We start from the raw sequence: 18,719 nt of genomic DNA, 5'->3' as shown, positions 1-18,719 counted from the left end.
CTAAAAATTATCCCGAAACTTCGGGACAACAATCATAAACTCCAATGGCAAATCCATTAATTAAAATCACTAATATTAAACGAAATTTTGTACTTGGAAACGAAATTGTTTATGTCTTAAAAGGAATTGATTTAGAAATAAATAAAGGGGAATATGTTGCTTTAATGGGACCGTCGGGTTCAGGAAAATCAACATTAATGAACTTATTGGGATGTTTAGACACTCCGACTTCTGGAACTTATATCCTTAACGGAAAAGATGTAAGCCAGATGAAAGATGATGAATTGGCAGAAATTAGAAATAAAGAAATTGGATTTGTTTTCCAAACTTTCAACCTTTTACCAAGAACTACCGCACTAGACAATGTTGCCTTACCTATGATTTATGCTGGCTACTCAAAATCCGAACGAGTTGTTCGCGCTACCCAAGTATTAAAACAAGTAAATCTTGCCGATAGAATGGACCATCAGCCGAATCAGCTTTCGGGAGGACAACGACAACGTGTAGCAATTGCAAGAGCATTGGTTAACAAACCATCTATCATTCTTGCCGATGAACCAACCGGAAATTTAGATAGTAAAACCTCTGTAGAAATCATGAAACTTTTTGATGATATTCATGCACAAGGAAATACTGTAATTCTGGTTACCCACGAAGAGGATATTGCTGCCTACGCACACCGCATCATTCGTTTGCGCGATGGTGTTGTTGAAAGCGACGCTACTATTAAAAAATAGTTTAACTGTTTATTTGGTTAATTGTTTAATCGAATAAAAAGTAAAAACTTAGTATCTCAGAATCTTAGAAACTCAGCACCTAAAAATAATGAAAGTATATACAAAAACAGGAGACAAAGGAACTACCGCACTTTTTGGCGGAACCCGCGTTCCTAAAGACCATATCCGTATTGACAGTTACGGAACCGTTGATGAACTTAACTCTTATATAGGTCTCATACGTGATCAGGAAATGAATGTGCATTATAAGAACATTTTAATCGAAATTCAAGACCGCTTATTTACCGTTGGAGCAATTCTAGCCACTCCGGTAGAAAAAGAAGTACTAAAAAACGGAGAATTACGTCTTAAAAATCTTGGCATTGTACCTTCGGATATCGAATTACTTGAAAATGAAATCGATACCATGGAAGAATCGCTTCCGCAAATGACCCACTTTGTTTTACCAGGCGGACATCAAACCGTGTCATATTGTCACATCGCGCGTTGCGTTTGTCGTCGTGCCGAACGATTGGCAGTACATTTAAGTCATAATGAGACTGTTCCGGAAATAGCAATACAGTACTTAAACCGACTTTCTGACTACCTTTTTGTCTTGGCACGAAAGTTGTCTTCTGACTTAAAAGCGGATGAAGTGAAATGGATTCCGAGAAAGTAAACTTTCTTAAATTCCAATTTTTTAAAATCCCAAATTCCAAAGAAATAATTTAAAAATTATGCGAATTTAAATCATATACAAAGTTCCAAAATATTGGAAATTTTAGATTCCTTTTGGAATTTTTAATTTAATTTTTGGGGTTTAAAAATTCAAAATATTGCGATTTTACCTTCCCTTTTTGGGATTTGGAATTTAAATATTGGATTATAACAAGAGACGTTCTTAAATTTTACTAAAATAAATCGTTTTTTACTTGTCTTTCTCAGTAAAAAAATTATTTTTGCACAAACTAAATTGACAAAACATGTATTGGACATTAGAATTAGCATCATATTTAAGTGATGCACCGTGGCCTGCTAACAAAGACGAACTTATAGACTACGCTATTAGAGCAGGAGCTCCATTAGAAGTAGTAGAAAACCTGCAGTCAATTGAAGACGAGGGTGAGATATATGAATCAATGGAAGAAATATGGCCGGATTATCCAACAGACGAAGATTATCTTTGGAACGAGGATGAATATTAAAAAGTAACCCCAAAGAAAAAGTCTCAAAAAAGAGGCTTTTTTTTTGTTTAAATTTACACATTTAGATAAATTATAGAAATACCAACAGATCATGAGTTTCATTAACAGTATTATTAAAGTCTTTGTAGGTGATAAATCACAAAAAGATGTCAAAGCTTTACAACCTTATTTAAACAAAATTAAAACTTTCGAAACTAGCCTTATCGCTTTGTCTCATGACGAGCTAAGAGCCAGGACCGTATTTTTTAAACAAAAGATAAAGGACGCAAGAGCCGAAAAAGATGCTAAAATCGCTTCTCTAAAAACAGAAGTAGAAAGCATTGAAGATATCGACAAAAGAGAAGACATTTACGAAGCTATAGATACTTTAGAAAAAGAAGCTTACGAAATCTCAGAGAAAACATTATTGGAAATTCTTCCAGAAGCGTTTTCTGTAGTAAAAGAAACAGCACGTCGTTTTAAAGACAATTCTTTTATCGAGGTTACTGCAACTCCAAAAGACCGCGAATTTTCAGGTTCAAAAACTTATGTTACTATTGAAGGTGATAAAGCTACTTGGGCTAACAAATGGAATGCTGCTGGTAAAGAAATTACATGGGACATGATTCATTATGATGTTCAGTTAATTGGTGGTATGGTATTGCACGAAGGTAAAGTTGCCGAAATGCAAACAGGTGAAGGTAAAACATTAGTTGCTACACTTCCGCTTTACTTAAATGCTTTGACAGGAAACGGAGTTCACTTAGTAACGGTGAATGATTACCTTGCAAAACGTGATAGTACATGGAAAGCGCCTTTATTCGAATTTCACGGTTTAACTGTTGATTGTATCGATAACCACCAACCAAGTACAGAACAAAGAAAGAAAGCGTATGATGCAGACATTACTTACGGAACAAATAACGAATTCGGATTTGACTACCTAAGAGATAATATGGCGCATTCGCCAAATGACTTGGTACAAAGAAAACACAATTATGCAATTGTCGATGAGGTCGATTCTGTATTAATTGATGATGCAAGAACACCACTTATCATTTCTGGTCCAGTTCCTCAAGGAGACCGTCATGAATTTAATGAATTGAAGCCAAAAATTGAAAACTTAGTAAGTTTACAACGTCAATTGGCAAATGGATTCTTAGCTGAAGCTAAAAAATTAATAAAAGAAGGAAACACTAAAGATGGTGGTTTCTTATTATTAAGAGCTTACAGAAGTTTACCTAGAAATAAAGCTTTAATTAAATTTTTGAGTGAAGAAGGAATTAAACAATTACTTCAGAAAACCGAAAATCAATACATGCAGGACAACAACCGTGAAATGCATAAAGTTGATGAGGCTTTATACTTCGTAATTGAAGAAAAAAACAATCAAGTTGAATTAACTGATAACGGGATCAAATTCCTTTCAGGAGATACAGATGCAGACTTTTTCGTATTACCAGATATCGGAACTGAAATCGCTGCAATTGAAAAACAAAAATTAGATAAAGACGCTGAAGCTGAAGCCAAAGAAAGATTATTCCAGGATTTTGGTGTAAAAAGCGAGCGTATCCACACTTTAACTCAACTGTTAAAAGCGTATGCACTTTTTGAAAAAGATGTAGAATACGTTATCATGGACAACAAAATTATGATTGTTGATGAGCAAACAGGTCGTATCATGGATGGTCGACGTTATTCTGACGGATTACACCAAGCGATAGAGGCTAAAGAAAATGTAAAAATCGAAGCTGCAACTCAAACTTTTGCAACTGTTACTTTACAGAACTACTTTAGAATGTACAGCAAATTAGGCGGTATGACGGGTACTGCAGTAACAGAAGCTGGTGAGTTATGGCAAATATATAAATTAGATGTAGTTGAGATTCCTACGAATCGTCCAATGTCAAGAATAGACAAAGAAGATTACATTTACAAAACTACACGTGAAAAATTCAATGCTGTAATCGAAGATGTAACTGAATTATCTAAAGCTGGAAGACCAGTTTTAATTGGAACAACATCTGTAGAAATCTCTGAGTTATTAAGCCGTATGCTTAAAATGAGAGGTGTTACACACAATGTATTGAATGCTAAAATGCACAAGCAGGAGGCACAAATCGTAGAAGAAGCAGGAAAACCTGGAGTAGTAACCATTGCAACCAATATGGCTGGTCGTGGTACCGATATTAAATTATCTCCAGAGGTTAAAGCTGCCGGAGGTTTAGCAATCGTTGGTACAGAACGTCATGATTCTCGTCGCGTAGACAGACAGTTACGTGGTCGTGCTGGTCGTCAGGGTGACCCAGGAAGTTCTCAATTCTATGTTTCTCTAGAAGATAACTTAATGCGTTTATTTGGTTCTGAAAGAGTTGCCAAAGTAATGGATAGAATGGGATTACAAGAAGGTGAAGTTATTCAGCATTCTATGATGACTAAATCTATCGAGCGTGCTCAGAAAAAAGTAGAAGAAAACAACTTTGGTGTTCGTAAGCGTTTATTAGAATATGATGACGTTATGAACTCACAACGTGAAGTAGTTTACAAACGTCGTCGTCACGCATTGTTTGGAGAGCGTTTAAAACTAGATATCGCAAACATGCTTTACGATACTTGCGAATTAATCGTAAGCAACAATAAAGTAACAAATGATTTCAAAACTTTTGAGTTTGATTTGATTCGTTATTTCGGAATCACTTCTCCAATTTCTGATGCAGATTTCAACAAATTATCAGATATTGAAATCACAGGAAAAGTATACAAAGAAGCTTTATCATTCTATACAGAGAAAACAGAACGTAGTGCTAGAGAAGCTTTCCCTATCATTAAAGGAGTTTATGAAGAGAAAAACAATCAATTTGAGCGTATCGTAGTTCCGTTTACAGATGGTATCAAAACATTAAATGTTGTTACTGATCTTAAAAAAGCATACGAAACTGAAGGTGCTCAACTAATTGCTGATTTCGAGAAAAACATCACTTTATCTATCGTTGACGAAGCTTGGAAAAAACACTTACGTAAAATGGACGAATTGAAACAATCTGTTCAATTAGCCGTTCACGAGCAAAAAGATCCATTGCTTATCTATAAATTAGAAGCTTTTAATTTATTCCGTGCAATGCTAGATAACGTAAACAGAGAAGTAATTTCATTCTTATTTAAAGGTGATTTACCAGCTCAAAACGTTCCGGAAATTCATGAAGCAAGAGAAGTTCGTCAGAAAGAAAATTATAAATTAAGTAAAGACGAAATCGAAAATAGTGAAGATATCAACCGCGAAGCTGGAGAAACTCAGCAACGTCAAGTTACAGAAACTATTACTAGGGATATGCCTAAAATAAATCGTAATGATAACGTTACAGTACAACAAGTTGCTACTGGAACAGTTGAAACGATGAAATTTAAAAAAGCAGAAAGCTTAATCGCTTCAGGCGAATGGGTTATCGTTAAATAATCTAGAGTCTCAGTATATTCAGTCTCAATTAACATTTTGAGACTGAAAACTGAAACTGAAAACTCAAAAAAAATCCCCCAATTATACTAATTAATTGGGGGATTTTTTATTCAGGATTCTCTTCAAAATATCGGGCTTCGATGCGCTTGATATCTTTAATTGAGTTTTTGGCCCAAGCCAAACGTTTCTCCAGGATTTCATCATCCGATAAATGCCAATCGATATCTGTATTTCGCAATCTGTTTGTTAGATTCTGAATAATTATCGCTGCCGAAACTGAGATATTCAGGCTTTCTGTAAAACCTACCATCGGAATTTTAAGAAATCCATCTGCTTTTCGCAAAATCTCCTCAGATAAGCCATCTCTTTCTGTACCAAAAAACAAAGCACTAGGTTTTGTAACATCAAAATCTTCCAGCAAACAATCATTTTCATGAGGTGTGGTAGCAATAATTTGATATCCTTTGCTTTTTAATGTATCTACACAATTGGTAATACTATCAAATGTATTAATATCAACCCATTTTTGAGCTCCCATCGCTATTTCCTTATCGATTCTTTTACCATAACGTTGCTCGATAACATTAAGCTCCTGGATTCCAAAAACTTCACAACTACGCATTACAGCACTTGTATTATGCATCTGAAAAATATCTTCGACAACAACAGTAAAATGCTTAGTACGGTTTTCGAGAACTTTTAAAAATTTATTTTTTCGATTTTCGGTTAGGATATTTTCAAGAAAATTGAGGTAATCTATATTAATCATTTCAGTAGTATTTGTGGCAAAAATACTAAAAAAGAGCACAATTAAGGCTATGAAAAACAGTTAGCTTTAAAATCTTATCTATCGAAAGATTTAAAAATAATCTAATTTTTATGAGCTAGTTCTACTAAACTCTCGTCTAATTTTTCATACAAGACATTAGCCTTGGTAAAATCGATTGCCAAAGTATCATTTACATAGGAATCACCTTTAAAATCAACATTTCCATTTTTAGAATGCCTATTTAAACGTTCGCACATTAAATCAATCTCTTCAATAAAATAATCTGCATCAATAAAAGACAAAAACCTTTCTAGAATAGATTTCATTCCTTCTTTATAATTATACATCGAAACATTTTTGTCTGTTGCATAAAAATCAAGGTACGCCTGAAAATATTTCTCCAGAACAACTGCTCCATACTGATGAAAAGAAATTTCCTCAATCTCTTGAGCGCTAATTCCAAAAATAGACAATGGCAACAAATTAGGTACCATATGCATTCCCTTTAATTGTGCATGAGATTTTAATACTTCTGTTGGGTTTCTGTAAAGCAATACAAAAGGTAATTCTGGAAAAATTAATCGCAACTGATTAACTTCGAATATGTGCCAGGAATCTAATTTTACAATTAAATTCTTTTCTTCAGGAAAACGTTTTTGTCCCAATAAAGAAATTACCGCTTTAATAAGAGCTCTTTTTTTATCAAAATCAAAAAGATTGTTTCTTAGGATTTGATCAATAATTGGTGCTTCAGAAATTACAATATTTTGTGGAGAAACAGATAAAGACTGACTCATCATTGTAGAACCACAGCGGGAAACATGAAACAATAATGATTTTAACTCTGTTGTGGCTAATCCTGCAGACCATTCAATAAGATTTTCGGCACTACTCACCACTTTATACCTTGTTGAATTGTTATAATGAACTTTACATTTTATAATGGTTTCTTCAAAAAAAGGATCTACATACCTTTTATCTCCCAGATAAATCCATTCAAAATATACATCATTATCTGTTTCGACTAATTTATAGGGAATCCAATTTAAAAGGGGATGATCTGCGTTTTCCATTTTTATAAAATCTATTATTAAGTTTCCAAAGTATTGCAACGTAAATATATACATTTTACAAAAAACAATCTACATAACAACCTGATAGAAAAATGAGTAATACTTAAATAGTGGCATTAGGTATATTTTCTATTATAAAATAATAAAGCTTATCGGTAGAAACTGATACCGATTCAGAGTCCGTTTTAAGCGTCAAATCTGCTTTCAAAGGAGTTTCAAAAACATCGCTTATTCCTGTAAAATTGCTGATTTTATTACTATCATTATCTGGCAATAATGCTTTTTTATACAATCCTTTTGGATCTCGTTTAATCAGATTATCAATCGAACAATTTAGGAATACTGTTTTTACAAACTCATACTGACCAATTTCATTTCTTAAATCTTCGTAAGGGTTTATTACCGACATTAAAACGATAATTTCTGATTTAACAAAATCCTGCCCGACACTAAACAACCGACGGACATTTTCGCATCTGTCGTCTTTAGAAAATCCTAAGTCTTTGCAAAGGCTTTTTCGATAAACATCACCGTCAATTATTTCGACTTTGTAGCCCTTTTTCAATAATAATTGTCCAACGTTTTCTGCCAATGTGGTTTTGCCTGAACCCGACAAACCTGTAAATTGTATTAATATCATCTAAAATTATCATTATTTAAACTTTCGTCCACAAAACAGCAGTAACCTAAATCCCTATCTTGGTTATTGTTACTTGTAAAAATACTAAAAAAGACTCACTTTAATAAAATCATTTTAACAAGTATTCAAAGCTAGTTTTTAAGCTAAAATTGACTATTTTTATTTTTTTAGAAATAAATCAAAATGAAAAAGAAACTGGTAGTTTTAACTGGTGCAGGAATTAGTGCCGAAAGCGGAATAAAAACTTTTCGCGACAGCGATGGTCTTTGGGAAGGACATGATGTAATGGAAGTAGCTACACCCGAAGGCTGGTACAAAAACCCTGAATTGGTTCTTGATTTTTATAATCAAAGACGTAAACAACTCAAAGAAGTGACTCCTAATTTAGGACACCAGATTTTAGCTGAATTAGAAAAAGATTTTGATGTATATATTATAACTCAAAATGTTGATGATTTACACGAACGTGCCGGAAGCACTAAGGTTTTACATTTGCATGGCGAATTACTAAAAGTGCGTAGTTCTCAAAACCCAAACTACATTTTAGACTGGAATGATGATTTATTCATGAATCACTTGGATGAAAACGGAAATCAACTACGCCCTCATATTGTTTGGTTTGGCGAAGAGGTTCCCGCATTAGAAGAAGCAATAGATATTGCTGAACAAGCCGATTATTTTGCCGTAATAGGAACTTCGTTGCAAGTATATCCAGCAGCAGGATTAATTTCTTATACTCCTGCTAGCGCTCCACTTTTTTATATTGATCCGAAACCTATTAAAATTCCGAATCTGAGAAATAAAATTGAAGTCATTCCTGAAGTGGCTTCTAAAGGAATGGAAATATTAAAAACAAAACTAGCCGAAATAACTACAAAATAATAAAAAGAAAACTATAAAATGATTGTACAGAAATGGCTTGAGCTACTGTCTTATTATAATCTATTTACGGTAACAATATTTTTTCTTATCGAAAATTTATTACTTATGCTTTTAGCTATTCTTATTGGGAAATTAATTGACAGAGAAGCCACAAAAATTAAAAAATCAGATATAAAATGGGTTATTAGCACCTTATTATGTAATACGTTAGTAACTTTAATAGGCTATAAATTATATCAATATCAAATTATTAGAATAGATTTTTCTGTTTCGTTTTTCACAATTGTACTGGATACGCTGTTATTGATTTTCCTGATGGATTTCTTTATGTTTTGCTTTCATTTTTTGGCCCACAAATTAACTTGGTTTCACCCTATCCATAAGCTACATCACACTCATATTGACACAAATGTGTACAGTTTATTTGTTCTTAACCCTATCGAAACTTTGGGTTTTGGTGCTATATGGCTTATTATAATTTCAGTATTAGAGTTTAATTACATTAGTATTATAGTGTATTTAATCCTGAATTTATCTTATGGAATATTAGGTCATTTAAATAATGATATTTTTCCGAATTTCTGGAATAAGAATGTTTTCACAAAATGGATTTCGACCACACAATTTCATTCGAACCATCATAAAAACGAATCCCATAATTTTGGCTTTTATTTTACTATTTGGGACAAAATTTTTAAAACAATCATTTAAAATTGTAATGTTTAACTATAATAACTTGCAACTAACTTTCAGAAGTTTTAACAATAACTTACATTTGCATCTTTCAAAATTAACAACACAACAATGACTACTTTAAACGAATTGAATGCCATATCGCCAATTGACGGAAGATATAGAAACAAAACCCTTTCATTAGCTCCATTTTTTTCTGAAGAAGCGCTAATTAAATACCGGGTATTGATTGAAGTTGAATACTTTATTGCTTTATGCGAAGTGCCATTGCCACAGCTTGCAACCGTAAATTCAGACCTTTTTGAGAGTTTACGTAACATTTATAAAAATTTCTCTACCGAAGATGCTCTTTGGATTAAAGAAACTGAAAAAGTAACCAACCACGATGTAAAAGCGGTTGAGTATTTTATCAAAGATGCTTTCGAGAAACTAGGTTTATCAGAATATAAAGAATTCATCCACTTTGGGTTGACTTCTCAAGATATCAACAATACAGCTATTCCACTTTCTACAAAAGAAGCTTTTGAGAGAGTATATATGCCATCATTAATTACACTTACATCTAAACTAAAAGATTTAAGCGTAGAATGGAAAGACATCCCGATGCTTGCACGTACTCACGGACAACCAGCCTCTCCTACTCGTTTGGGTAAAGAAATTGGTGTTTTTGTAGAACGTATCGAGGAACAAATGCGTTTGTTATTTAATATCCCGTTTGCTGCAAAATTTGGTGGAGCAACAGGAAATTACAATGCTCACCATGTTGCTTACCCACAAATTGACTGGAAAAAATTCGGTGGTAATTTTGTAGAAAACATTCTTGGATTACACCACTCTTTTCCTACTACTCAAATAGAACATTACGATCATTTTGCAGCATTTTTTGATGCTTTAAAAAGAATCAACAATATAATCATTGATTTAGACAGAGATATTTGGACGTACGTTTCAATGGAATATTTCAAACAAAAAATCAAAGCAGGAGAAATTGGTTCATCAGCTATGCCACATAAAGTTAACCCAATTGATTTTGAAAATTCTGAAGGAAATTTAGGAATTGCAAATGCAATATTCGAACACCTTTCGGCTAAATTACCAATTTCTAGATTACAACGTGATTTAACAGATAGTACTGTTTTAAGAAACGTTGGAGTTCCTATAGGACATACTATTATTGCTTTTGAAGCGACATTAAAAGGATTGAATAAATTACTTTTAAACGAATCTAAGTTCCATGAAGATTTAGAGAAAAACTGGGCGGTTGTTGCTGAAGCAATCCAAACAATTTTACGTCGTGAAGCATATCCAAATCCTTACGAAGCTTTAAAAGGTTTAACAAGAACGAACGAGGCAATTGATAAAAATGCTATTCATAGTTTTATTGCAACGCTAGATGTTTCTGAAGAAATCAAGGCTGAGCTAATGAAGATTACTCCAAGCAACTTTTTAGGTATCTAAAAAGTTGGTTTTCAGATAAAAATCCCGTTATTTATAAGTACATTTACTATAAATAACGGGATTTTATTATTATAATATTATCTTAAATTTCACATTAAGGAATCGCATTACTTTCATTTTTTTTTATTTTTTTATATCTTACAACAATTCAAAAATAAATACAAAAAAGTATACGCCTATGAGTCCAAATGAGACTGTAACACATGCCGCTCAACATTTAGAACCATTAATTAGCGACTTAGGATTAATCCTAATGACAGCTGGAATAGCTGTGCTAATCTTTAAAAAATTAAAACAGCCTTTGGTTTTGGGCTACTTAATCGCAGGATTCTTAGCAGGAAATCATATTGAATTTTTTCCTTCTGTAACCGATAATAAAAGCGTAGAAGTTTGGGCCGAAATTGGTGTGATTATTTTACTTTTTAGCTTAGGTCTCGAATTTAGCTTTAAAAAATTAATGAAAGTCGGCGGAACCGCCTCCATAACTGCAATTACACAAATTATAACAATGGTCGCCGTAGGTTATCTGGTCGGCCGATGGATGGATTGGTCCCAAATGGATAGTATCTTTCTGGGTGTAATTTTATCAATTTCCTCTACCACCATTATCCTCAAAACGTTTGATGAATTGGGCGTTAAGGCGCAAAAGTTTGCCGGCATAGTAATTGGCTCTCTAATTGTACAAGATATTATTGCGATTTTAATGATGGTTTTACTATCGACTATTGCAGTAAGTCAGCAATTTTCTGGAAGTGCGTTATTACTTTCGGTATTAAAATTAGTATTTTTCCTTACCGCATGGTTCGTTGGAGGAATCTTCTTTATCCCTACTTTATTAAAAAAAGCCAAGCATTTATTAACCGACGAAATGTTACTTATCATTTCACTTGCTTTGTGTTTAATGATGGTAATCTTAGCTTCAAATGTTGGTTTTTCTCCTGCTTTGGGTGCCTTTATCATGGGATCTATTATTGCCGAAACTACACAAGCGGAACATATTGAACATTTAGTAAAACCTGTTAAAGATTTATTTGGTGCTATTTTCTTTGTATCGGTTGGAATGTTGATTAATCCTGAGATGCTTATCACACATGCTATTCCTGTAGCAATTTTAACTCTTGTTACCATTTTTGGTCAATCGATAAGCTCTACAATTGGAGCTTTGCTCTCTGGACAACCCTTAAAACAATCGGTGCAAACCGGGATGAGTTTATCTCAAATCGGGGAATTCTCCTTTATTATAGCTACGCTGGGAATGTCACTTAATGTAACGAGTGCTTTTTTATATCCTATAGTTGTTGCAGTATCGGCTGTAACTACATTTACAACCCCATTTATGGTGAAATTTGCAGGGCCATTCTCTGAGTACTTAGAACAGAAATTACCTCGCAAATGGATTAAAAACATTAATCGTTACAGTCTTAATACCCAAGCCATAAAATCTGTAAGCACATGGCAAATTGTGTTACGCTCTTATATAACTCAGATTGTAATACACACTATTATTATAACTGCGGTTATATTATTGTCTTCTAAGTTTGTTGCTCCATTAGTAGAGGACACTAGATTTGGAAATACAATCGCTGCGCTTATTACGCTTATCGTGATTGCTCCGTTTTTATGGGCACTTTCATTAAGACGAGTTGCTGTAAAAGAGGTTGAGCTTTTATGGGAAGAAAGAAAATATCGTGGTCCGATTATGATGATGATATTAATACGCATCGGGTTAGGATTGTTTTATGTAGGATTCCTATTAAACATCTTCTTCTCTCCTTTGGTAGCTTTTGTTGCCTTAGTTATTGCGGTTGCCGCTTATCAATTTTTCCCTAAAAAACTAAACGAACAATATCACAGAATAGAGAACCACTTCCTTAAAAACCTTAATGATCGTGAAACAACTAAAATAGATAGAAAGTATGCCAACTTAACTCCTTGGGATGGGCATATGTCTATATTTGAGATTGCCAAAGAATCTAATCTTGCAGGTAAAACTCTTGAAGAATTAAAAATTAGAGAAGAAATGGGAATCAATATCGCTTTTATAAGACGTGGTGATATTACAATACAAATTCCAACCAAAAACGAACGTTTGTTTCCTGGTGATGAAATATGCGTTATTGGTACTGATGCACAGGTTAGTGAGTTTACCAATTATCTGAATAAAAACGAAATTGAAGCTCCTAAAACTACCGAAGAATCGGAGATTGTTTTAAACCAACTAGAACTTTCTGATAACGAGTTTATCAAGAAAAGCATTAGTGAATTTAGACATAAAACAAATGCCTTGGTAGTAGGAATTGAAAGAAACGGAAAACGAATCCTAAATCCAGAGTCTCAATTAATTTTAGAAAAGGACGATATTATTTGGGTCGTTGGAGACAAAAAACGAATGAAGCAATTCGTAAAAAAAGTATAACACACAAAAAAAGGTATAATTTTCATTATACCTTTTTTTATTTAATAGCTAAACCTATTTATTAGGCTGAGGAGTCATTCTTAAATATGGTTTTATAGGATTATATCCTTTAGGAAACTTAGCTGCGATATCGCTATCAGGAATCGATGGAGATATTACAACATCATCACCATCTTTCCAGTTTGCTGGGGTTGCCACACTATAATTTGCTGTTAATTGCAAACTATCAATAACACGAAGCAATTCATCAAAATTTCTTCCTGTAGATGCTGGATAAGTCAATGTTAGTTTTATTTTTTTATCATTTCCGATAATAAAAACTGAACGTACCGTAAATTTATCACTTGCATTTGGGTGTAACATATCATATAAATTTGCCACTTTTTTATCTTCGTCGGCAATAATAGGATAATTTACAGTAGTATTTTGAGTCTCGTTAATATCTTTAATCCATTCTAGATGCGAGGCTAAACCATCTACACTTAGAGCGATAACTTTAGTATTTCTTTTTACAAATTCTGGGTAATAGTTAGCCACAGTTCCTAACTCCGTTGTACAAACAGGTGTAAAATCTGAGGGGTGAGAAAATAACACCCCCCAAGAATCTCCCAACCATTCATGAAATTTTATTGGGCCTTGAGTTGTATCTGCTTCAAAATCTGGAGCTATATCTCCTAATCGTAGTGTTGCCATGAGTATTTATTTAAAATTTTATTTAAAAATAAGTAAAAAAAGTACAAGGAAAACATCGACCCTTATAAAAAAATCATAAAGTTGATAGACTTGATAGGATTATGCTTTCTTTTTGATATTTGGCAAGAAATAAGTAAGAACTCCGATTAAAGGTAAGTATGAACTTATTTTAAAAACATATTCAATCGTTGTTTGATCTGCAACATATCCTAAAATTGCCGAACCTAATCCTCCCATTCCAAAAGCAAACCCAAAGAACAATCCAGATATCATCCCTACTTTACTTGGTTTTAATTCTTGCGCAAAAACTAAAATAGCCGAAAATGCAGAAGCAATTACAACTCCAATTATTACAGCCAGCACTCCTGTCCAAAACAAGTTAGCATAAGGCAACAACAAAGTAAATGGTGCTGCTCCTAGTATTGAGATCCAGATAATATATTTTCGCCCAAAACGGTCGCCTAATGGCCCTCCAATTAATGTTCCAGCTGCTACTGAAGCTAAGAAAACGAATAAATAAAATTGTGAATCCTGAATACTCATTCCGAATTTGTCTATTAAATAGAAAGTAAAATAACTAGACATACTTGCCATATAGAAAAACTTCGAAAAAATAAGAAATAGCAAGACGATAATCGAAATAGTGATTTTTTTATTAGATAAAGGAACCGTAGTCTCTTCTGCACCTATTTTTTTGGCAGCTCGCAAGCTCATATGATTTTCATACCAAACAGCAATTCTTGATAAAATGATAATACCTAATATCCCTGCAATAACAAACCAAACTACGTGTGATTGCCCATAAGGAGCAACTACCAAAGCTACTAATAATGGTCCTATCGCACTACCAGCATTTCCTCCTAATTGAAAAATAGACTGCGCCAAACCTCGTTTTCCTCCTGAACCTAAAAAAGCAACTCTCGAAGCTTCTGGATGAAATATAGACGAGCCAACACCAACTAAACCAACTGCCACCAACAACATCCAGAATGCATTGGATACAGATAACAGGCATAATCCTGAAATAGTAAATATCATACCAAATACTAATGAATATGGCATAGGTTTTTTATCCGTATAAAAACCAATAAAAGGTTGCAGTAAAGATGCTGTAAGCTGAAAAACAAATGTAATTAATCCGACCTGGGTAAAATTTAAATTGAAGTTATCCTTTAAAATAGGATATGTAGCAGGGATTACTGCTTGCATTAAATCATTAAGTAAATGAGCAAATGCTATTGAAAATAATACGGAATAAACTGTTTTTTGAACCAAAACCGAACCATCGATTGTAGCTGAATTACTAGAGGAACTCATAATAAATTTGAACTAAAAAATTAATATATAAACTAAATAAAACTCATAATAAAATACCAAACAATAAGCGTGATGAACGAAATTGGGATTCCAAAACCAATCATCATACTACTTAAGCGGGGTTTTAAACCGTAGGTTGAAGCCAAAATACTTCCTGTAATCATAGGTGCCATAGCCATTTCCATAATTGTGACTTTAATTACTGAGGAATTTTGTTTTAGGATAAAAACGTACAATACCAAAAATAATAGTGGTGTGATAATGAGTTTAAAAACTAATCCTAAGGTTAAAAACTTCCAATGTTTACTATTCTTTTCAAAACGAAGTTGCAACCCAACAGAAAGTAATGCAAGCGGCGTAACCAAACTGCCTAACTTTTGAAATCCAATCTGGAGGTTTTCATCAAAATCATAATTAAAAACGTTCATAAGACAGGCTATAACAAAGGTGATAAAAGGTGGAAAAGTCAATATCTTCTTTGCAATTGCGAGTGAATTAGGGCTTCCTTTAGAATAAAATGCCGCAACAAAAACACCCAATGTCGAAATTACCACGAATGATCCTGGCTGATCTACCAAAATTGCGGTTTCCAACCCTGATTTCCCATATAAAGCCTCTATTATAGGAAAACCAAGAAATGAGGTATTACTTAATCCCGCGGTGAGAATCAAGCATCCTATCAACTTATTTGACCAACCATACTTTTTACCTAATATAGAAAAAAGAAGAAATGCAACTATAAAAGCAATCCATGCCGCACCGATAGGAAATAACAATTCGGTACTCCATTTTATTTTTGGAATAAAATACAACGCCAAAGCTGGAAGACATAAATAAACTACAAGTTTGTTTAACGTTTTGTAGATATGCACTGGGAAACCCTTGATATTTTGCAATATAAGCCCCGCACTAATAAAAACGAAAATTAAAATAAAGTTGCTCATCTTTGAAAAAAAACAAAAATAGCACTTAAAATCTTCTTAAATAGCTTAATTTTAAAGTAAATTATTTTGTCAGTTCAATATAAACCTATAAATTTGTAACATATTTTATTACAGTATGATTTCAGGTAAGTTTGCCATAACAACACATATTCTTACGTTACTCTCTAAATCCCCGAATGATTATTTATCATCGGAATACATTGCGGGTAGTATAAATTTGAATCCTGTTTTGGTACGAAAGGAAATTTCGAACCTGAAAAAAAATCATATTGTAGAAAGTAAAGAAGGCAAAAACGGAGGCACAAGATTATTAAAACCTGCATCAGAAATCAGTTTACTTGATATTTTTAAAATGACTTTTGATACCGTAAATCTTGGTTACGCCAAGAATCAGCCTAATCCTGATTGTCCTGTTGGAAAAAAAATAAACGAAAATCTAGACTTATTATATGCTGATATCAACGAGAAAATAAATGCGCAATTAAGCACAATCACGTTAGAAAATTTTTCAAATCAGTTCTAATCTATTTTTTTACACTAAACTGTAACATTTTTTATTACTAATTAAATTATATATTATGAAAATCGCAATTATCGGAGCTACAGGTTTTGTAGGCTCAACTATCTTAAACGAATTAGCAAATCGCAATCATGAAATTACTGCAATAGCAAGAAATCCAAAAGATTCTGCTAATGTAAATTGGGTAAAAGCAGATATCTTAAACATAGCTGAATTAGCAACTATACTAAAAGGAAACGATGTTGTAATTAGCGCTTATAATGCGGGCTGGACAAACCCTAATCTTTATGATGATTTTATAGCTGGTTCAAAATCTATTCAGGAAGCCGTAAAACAATCGGGAATAAAACGTTTTATCACGATTGGTGGAGCAGGAAGCTTATTTGTAGCTCCTAATTTGCAAGCTGTAGATACACCAGATTTCCCAAAAGAATATCATGCAGGAGCATCAGCTGCAAGAGATTATTTGAATATACTTAAAGAAGAAAAAGATTTGGATTGGGCATTTTTTAGTCCAGCTTTTGAAATGCATCCCGGAATTACAACAGGAAGAACTACTAAATATCGTTTAGGATTAGACAATCCTGTTTTTGATGAAAACCAAAGAAGTATTTTATCTGTAGAAGATTTGGCAGTAGTAATTGCCGATGAAGCAGAAACTCCAAAACATCATCAGGTTCGTTTTACTGCAGCGTATTAATTTGCAGCTACAAAACAAATTCACAAAAAACAGTTTCGAAAGCACTTTTCTACTTTTGAAACTGTTTTTGTTTTGATTACTTTTACCTTTTAAAAAGCAAAGAGTTTGTCAGCACATAAAAAACAAAAAAGCAGTTTAAATGAAAAGCCTGGAATTTCGCAACCTGAAATTACCAGCGGAACTTCAATTGAGCAAATTCAGCGTTTTAGACGAATTCAACCTTCTGCACAAGAATTAGTTTCTGGTATTTTATCTGGAAACATTACTGCACTAAGTAGAGCAATTACTCTTATAGAAAGCACTAATCCGAATCATTTGGCTAAAGCAAATGAAATAATTAATGCCTGTTTGCCTCATGCCAATCAATCGGTTCGAATAGGAATTACTGGTGTTCCCGGAGTTGGGAAAAGTACTTTTATTGAAGCCTTTGGCAAACAACTCACCGGATTAGGAAAAAAACTAGCCGTCTTGGCAGTTGATCCAAGTAGTTCTTTCTCTCACGGAAGTATCTTAGGTGATAAAACCCGAATGGAAGAATTGGTAAAAGACGAAAATGCCTTTATAAGACCTAGTGCATCTGGAGAAACTCTTGGTGGTGTTGCCCGCAAAACAAGGGAGGCTATTATACTTTGTGAAGCGGCTGGATTTGACACCATATTAATAGAAACCGTGGGCGTTGGACAAAGCGAAACCGCCGTTCATAGTATGGTCGATTTTTTCTTATTGCTAAAAATTGCTGGTGCTGGCGATGAACTACAAGGTATAAAAAGAGGTATTATGGAAATGGCTGATGCAATTATCATAAACAAAGCCGATGGGGACAACATAAAAAAAGCAAGATTAGCTAAAACTGAATTTAATAGGGCTTTGCATTTATTTCCTCTAAAAAAATCGGGATGGCAACCTACTGTAAACACTTGTAGCGCCATTACTCATGAAGGAATTCCTGAAGTATGGCAAACTATTCTTGATTATTTTGAAATGGCAAAAGCTAGTCTTTATTTTCAAGAAAAAAGAAAAGAACAAAACCAGTTCTGGATGATGGAAACAATTAATGAGCAATTAAAAACAAACTTCTACAATCACCCAGAAATCATAGCCGAACTTGATAAAAACAAAAAAGCAGTGCAAAATGATGAAATTTCACCTTTTGCAGCTGCTACTATTTTGTTGGAATTATACAAGGAAGGTACAAAGCCACAAAGCAACAAAGGGACTAAGTAGGAAAACCTATGAACCTTTGCTACTTTGTGGCTTTGA

General features: G+C 33.5%; 17 protein-coding genes. 11 read left to right on the top strand and 6 right to left on the bottom strand.

From position 1 onward, the window contains the following. The first annotated feature begins 44 nt into the window (after positions 1-44). From B8T70_RS06465 to secA, 4 genes are all read left to right on the top strand, one after another. Positions 45-737, top strand: a complete 693-nt coding sequence (locus tag B8T70_RS06465; RefSeq protein ID WP_039111242.1) for an ABC transporter ATP-binding protein — start codon at positions 45-47, stop codon at positions 735-737. Positions 738-825: 88 nt separating this feature from the next. Beyond that, positions 826-1,395 carry a cob(I)yrinic acid a,c-diamide adenosyltransferase gene (locus tag B8T70_RS06460; RefSeq protein WP_086894315.1) on the top strand — a complete coding sequence of 190 codons (570 nt, stop codon included), beginning with the start codon at positions 826-828 and terminating at the stop codon, positions 1,393-1,395. Between the two features lie 304 nt (positions 1,396-1,699). Continuing rightward, the gene (locus B8T70_RS06455; RefSeq protein WP_007138072.1) at positions 1,700-1,921 is read left to right on the top strand and encodes a DUF2795 domain-containing protein; all 222 of its coding nucleotides are present in this window, start codon (positions 1,700-1,702) and stop codon (positions 1,919-1,921) included. 91 nt (positions 1,922-2,012) lie between these two features. Beyond that, on the top strand, positions 2,013-5,354 hold the full coding sequence (gene secA, locus B8T70_RS06450; protein WP_039111245.1) for a preprotein translocase subunit SecA: 3,342 nt from the start codon (positions 2,013-2,015) through the stop codon (positions 5,352-5,354). Between the two features lie 106 nt (positions 5,355-5,460). Here secA and B8T70_RS06445 read toward each other — a convergent pair whose 3' ends face one another. The 3 genes from B8T70_RS06445 to cysC form a co-directional block, all read right to left on the bottom strand. Further along, complete coding sequence (locus tag B8T70_RS06445; protein ID WP_039111246.1) at positions 5,461-6,123, bottom strand: RNA methyltransferase; 663 nt, start codon at positions 6,121-6,123, stop codon at positions 5,461-5,463. Between the two features lie 101 nt (positions 6,124-6,224). Further along, on the bottom strand, positions 6,225-7,196 hold the full coding sequence (locus B8T70_RS06440) for a sulfotransferase family protein (RefSeq protein WP_086894316.1): 972 nt from the start codon (positions 7,194-7,196) through the stop codon (positions 6,225-6,227). 103 nt (positions 7,197-7,299) lie between these two features. After that, the gene (gene cysC / locus B8T70_RS06435; RefSeq protein WP_086894314.1) at positions 7,300-7,836 is read right to left on the bottom strand and encodes an adenylyl-sulfate kinase; all 537 of its coding nucleotides are present in this window, start codon (positions 7,834-7,836) and stop codon (positions 7,300-7,302) included. A 183-nt stretch (positions 7,837-8,019) separates the two neighbouring features. Here cysC and B8T70_RS06430 point away from each other — a divergent pair, with 183 nt between their 5' ends. From B8T70_RS06430 to B8T70_RS06415, 4 genes are all read left to right on the top strand, one after another. Further along, positions 8,020-8,718 (top strand): NAD-dependent deacylase, encoded by a 699-nt coding sequence (locus B8T70_RS06430; protein WP_086894313.1) that lies wholly within the window; start codon positions 8,020-8,022, stop codon positions 8,716-8,718. Positions 8,719-8,736: 18 nt separating this feature from the next. Then, a complete protein-coding gene (locus B8T70_RS06425; RefSeq protein WP_086894312.1) occupies positions 8,737-9,429 on the top strand; it encodes a sterol desaturase family protein in 693 nt (230 codons plus the stop codon). A gap of 93 nt (positions 9,430-9,522) precedes the next feature. Continuing rightward, positions 9,523-10,869 (top strand): adenylosuccinate lyase, encoded by a 1,347-nt coding sequence (gene purB, locus B8T70_RS06420; protein WP_039111252.1) that lies wholly within the window; start codon positions 9,523-9,525, stop codon positions 10,867-10,869. Between the two features lie 178 nt (positions 10,870-11,047). Further along, entirely contained in the window at positions 11,048-13,285 is a 2,238-nt protein-coding gene (locus B8T70_RS06415) for a cation:proton antiporter (RefSeq protein WP_039111254.1), read from the top strand. Between the two features lie 54 nt (positions 13,286-13,339). Here B8T70_RS06415 and B8T70_RS06410 read toward each other — a convergent pair whose 3' ends face one another. The 3 genes from B8T70_RS06410 to B8T70_RS06400 all read right to left on the bottom strand — a co-directional run bounded on the left by B8T70_RS06410 (position 13,340) and on the right by B8T70_RS06400 (position 16,239). Next, complete coding sequence (locus B8T70_RS06410; RefSeq protein WP_086894311.1) at positions 13,340-13,978, bottom strand: peroxiredoxin; 639 nt, start codon at positions 13,976-13,978, stop codon at positions 13,340-13,342. A 99-nt stretch (positions 13,979-14,077) separates the two neighbouring features. Then, positions 14,078-15,295, bottom strand: coding sequence for an MFS transporter (locus B8T70_RS06405; protein ID WP_086894310.1), 1,218 nt, complete (start codon positions 15,293-15,295; stop codon positions 14,078-14,080). 32 nt (positions 15,296-15,327) lie between these two features. Continuing rightward, entirely contained in the window at positions 15,328-16,239 is a 912-nt protein-coding gene (locus B8T70_RS06400; protein WP_039111257.1) for an AEC family transporter, read from the bottom strand. 115 nt (positions 16,240-16,354) lie between these two features. Between B8T70_RS06400 and B8T70_RS06395 the strand changes: the two genes are divergently transcribed. The 3 genes from B8T70_RS06395 (at position 16,355) to meaB (ending at position 18,683) form a co-directional block, all read left to right on the top strand. Continuing rightward, complete coding sequence (locus tag B8T70_RS06395; RefSeq protein ID WP_039111258.1) at positions 16,355-16,762, top strand: Rrf2 family transcriptional regulator; 408 nt, start codon at positions 16,355-16,357, stop codon at positions 16,760-16,762. Positions 16,763-16,817: 55 nt separating this feature from the next. After that, positions 16,818-17,459: an NAD(P)-dependent oxidoreductase gene (locus B8T70_RS06390; RefSeq protein WP_086894309.1), complete on the top strand. Its 642-nt coding sequence runs from the start codon at positions 16,818-16,820 to the stop codon at positions 17,457-17,459. A 105-nt stretch (positions 17,460-17,564) separates the two neighbouring features. After that, the gene (meaB, locus tag B8T70_RS06385) at positions 17,565-18,683 is read left to right on the top strand and encodes a methylmalonyl Co-A mutase-associated GTPase MeaB (RefSeq protein WP_086894308.1); all 1,119 of its coding nucleotides are present in this window, start codon (positions 17,565-17,567) and stop codon (positions 18,681-18,683) included. The last annotated feature ends 36 nt before the right edge of the window (positions 18,684-18,719 follow it).

This window comes from Flavobacterium sp. AJR, assembly GCF_002156885.1.
Classification (GTDB): Bacteria; Bacteroidota; Bacteroidia; order Flavobacteriales; family Flavobacteriaceae; genus Flavobacterium.
Note: the sequence above shows the minus strand (reverse complement) of the source record. Positions and strands in the feature narration are given on the sequence as shown.

Bases quoted from the DNA above. Each gene is read 5' to 3' on its own strand.
- B8T70_RS06440 (WP_086894316.1), bottom strand. From the start codon at position 7,196: ATGGAAAACGCAGATCATCCCCTTTTAAATTGGATTCCCTATAAATTA.
- B8T70_RS06425 (WP_086894312.1), top strand. From the start codon at position 8,737: ATGATTGTACAGAAATGGCTTGAGCTACTGTCTTATTATAATCTATTT.
- B8T70_RS06390 (WP_086894309.1), top strand. From the start codon at position 16,818: ATGAAAATCGCAATTATCGGAGCTACAGGTTTTGTAGGCTCAACTATC.
- B8T70_RS06415 (WP_039111254.1), top strand. From the start codon at position 11,048: ATGAGTCCAAATGAGACTGTAACACATGCCGCTCAACATTTAGAACCA.
- cysC (WP_086894314.1), bottom strand. From the start codon at position 7,836: ATGATATTAATACAATTTACAGGTTTGTCGGGTTCAGGCAAAACCACA.
- B8T70_RS06465 (WP_039111242.1), top strand. From the start codon at position 45: ATGGCAAATCCATTAATTAAAATCACTAATATTAAACGAAATTTTGTA.
- secA (WP_039111245.1), top strand. From the start codon at position 2,013: ATGAGTTTCATTAACAGTATTATTAAAGTCTTTGTAGGTGATAAATCA.
- B8T70_RS06430 (WP_086894313.1), top strand. From the start codon at position 8,020: ATGAAAAAGAAACTGGTAGTTTTAACTGGTGCAGGAATTAGTGCCGAA.
- B8T70_RS06395 (WP_039111258.1), top strand. From the start codon at position 16,355: ATGATTTCAGGTAAGTTTGCCATAACAACACATATTCTTACGTTACTC.
- purB (WP_039111252.1), top strand. From the start codon at position 9,523: ATGACTACTTTAAACGAATTGAATGCCATATCGCCAATTGACGGAAGA.
- B8T70_RS06460 (WP_086894315.1), top strand. From the start codon at position 826: ATGAAAGTATATACAAAAACAGGAGACAAAGGAACTACCGCACTTTTT.
- B8T70_RS06445 (WP_039111246.1), bottom strand. From the start codon at position 6,123: ATGATTAATATAGATTACCTCAATTTTCTTGAAAATATCCTAACCGAA.
- B8T70_RS06455 (WP_007138072.1), top strand. From the start codon at position 1,700: ATGTATTGGACATTAGAATTAGCATCATATTTAAGTGATGCACCGTGG.
- B8T70_RS06400 (WP_039111257.1), bottom strand. From the start codon at position 16,239: ATGAGCAACTTTATTTTAATTTTCGTTTTTATTAGTGCGGGGCTTATA.
- B8T70_RS06410 (WP_086894311.1), bottom strand. From the start codon at position 13,978: ATGGCAACACTACGATTAGGAGATATAGCTCCAGATTTTGAAGCAGAT.
- B8T70_RS06405 (WP_086894310.1), bottom strand. From the start codon at position 15,295: ATGAGTTCCTCTAGTAATTCAGCTACAATCGATGGTTCGGTTTTGGTT.